At 58.3% G+C, this 2222-nt stretch carries 1 protein-coding gene; it reads right to left on the minus strand.

All coding sequences use genetic code 11. The features are described 5' to 3' along the window. Window positions 1–2222: hypothetical protein (locus VGG64_21850; GenBank protein ID HEY1602262.1), on the minus strand; the 2222-nt coding region annotated here is incomplete at both ends.

Genomic DNA, 2222 nt, shown 5'->3' on the forward strand with positions numbered 1-2222 from the left:
GCGCGGATTCGTGACGCCAAACCAATCGGCCCGGGTCGTGATGTCCACGTAAGGCACAAACGAGGGCATGATCACCACGGCCGTGCAGTCGCGGATGCCGGGCTCCAACTGCCGGGCTTTCAGATCGCTGTCGCGATTGGCAGTGCCAAACAGCGTCTGGGCGATGGCCCCCAGCGTGCCGGGCGTGTCGGGCGATTGCACGCGCGGATAAAACCGCCAGCCGAACGTGTCGTTGGCATACGAAAAGGCGACCTGCGTGCGATTCAGCGCGATCGTCTCCATGTCGAGTTCCATGCGGCGCGTGAACGCTCCGGCGCAGCTCGGACTAACATTGCCCGACGCGACGGCCACGGCCACGGCCAATTGCAAATCGCGGCGGCGGCTGAAAACGTCCGCCACGTTTTGCTCTTCGTTCACCGGGTCCAGCGAAAACGTAATGATCGGCCAGCGGCAGAGCACATACTGTTTGAAATACTCATGCGCCTCCGGCGGGATCAGTTCTTTCGGACCGACAAACGGCAATTCATGGGGCGGAGCGCAGTTGCACCCCTTGGCCTGCGACAGCGACGCCATATCTTGCATCAACTGATGATTCAGCCGCGCCGCATCGACAACGATGGCCCAGGCCAATGCACCCGTGATGGTATGTTTGGCCGAACCGCCCACTGCATTAAAGAACGCCTGGCGAATTTCGAACACCTGCCGGTAATCACGACTATCGATGGCCTGGGCCAGTTGCGGCGTGGCATAGCTCCAAAGTGCCAAGTTGTCTTTTCGCGACAGGAATTCATAGGCGGACAGCGTCTCGGCAGCTAAGTATTGATTGATATCGTAAACATGGACGACCCCACGATTGGCCGCGTTGGTCCGCAAGTTTGTATAGGTTTCATAGGCAATGCGGCAAAACGCGTCGAAGCCATATACTTGCAGGATTTGCGACCCCACAAGCGGCCGCGGCCCAGTGCCGGAATGCACCGGCGCCCCAATCGAAACGGGGCCAGTGTCGAAGATATTGTCAATTGCTGGTGACAGCGTTTTATCAAGAACCCAGCTAATACTATTGCCGTATTCGGTCGGCTGCATCCGTCGCATCAACAGTGGCAACAGATCCGGCTCGACGAGCTGGCGTAAAATTACCGGCGTCTGCTTTTCTGGCCCAGCGTTGTATTGCGCCGCCATAGTCGGTCTGGGCTGGTATGGTGCCTGGAACTGCCGCGGCCGGTCGAGTTGCTGAAGCCGCGCCGGCGGTGGAGGCAGAGGAATTCTTTCGGGTCCAATCGGTGTCTGGCTTTTGTCCTGGCTCGGGGGCACGCCTCGTGGGGCGGGTTCCATAGGAGTTAGTCCGCTCTTTAGCATGTGGATTAAGAACTCAAGGCGTCCTTTCTGCGCCGAGTTCTCAGTAGCCGCGTTTAGCCGTTCTGCAATTTTGATTAAGAGATCCAGCTGCGGCGTAGACAAGTTAGCCAAGGCGGATGGCAGCTTGAGCTCTAGCGGATCCAGACCGCCGAGCGCGTCCCAATCGATACCCAACGGGATGATGAGGCGGTCGACGAGATCACCCGGTTTCTCCGGATCCTCCAGCACAACCGGTATTGGAAGCTCCACTCCGAGGTCCGCGCTGCAAAGTGCTTTCTTGCCGGACGGCGGTTCGAGCCTTACGAAGACTGGGAGCGTTCCCGTCCAATCCTTGCGGCCCGGTTTATGTTCCGCGCTCTCCAGAAACGAGGCAAGTTGCTGTGCCGTTACCGAGACTGTCACGTTTGCCATCGGAATATAAATGCGCGCCATAGGACGCCGGGATAGCTCAGGATGAGTTTGCGGCTTACTGACGGAGTCGCTCTGATCGAGGTATTCAAGACAGCTCAATCCTCGCTGCTGCTCGTCATCCGCGGCTGCGGCAATCTGCAAGAAGCGGAATTGCATGTATGGTCGCCGCGCGATGAGATAATCAACGTCGGCCTGCCACGCCGCTTGCGTTGCCGGTCCTTCTTTGGCAAGTTCTTCGACGAATTCGGCGACAACTTTATCGTATTTCTCGGTCCACGTTGCGACCTTGCCATTGAAGCGCCAGTAAGAAACTGCGAAATGGTCAGCATCATCTGGATCATTGTTGAACATCTGCGCCAGCGGCAGGGCCAACAGCGACGTCAGATCGTTGATCACCAGGTTGCGGGTCGTGGTGGGCAGCAGGTCGTCGCTGATGACCGGCCTGAGCGTGAACG

It is taken from the genome of Pirellulales bacterium (assembly GCA_036490175.1).
Lineage (GTDB): Bacteria > Planctomycetota > Planctomycetia > Pirellulales > JACPPG01 > JACPPG01.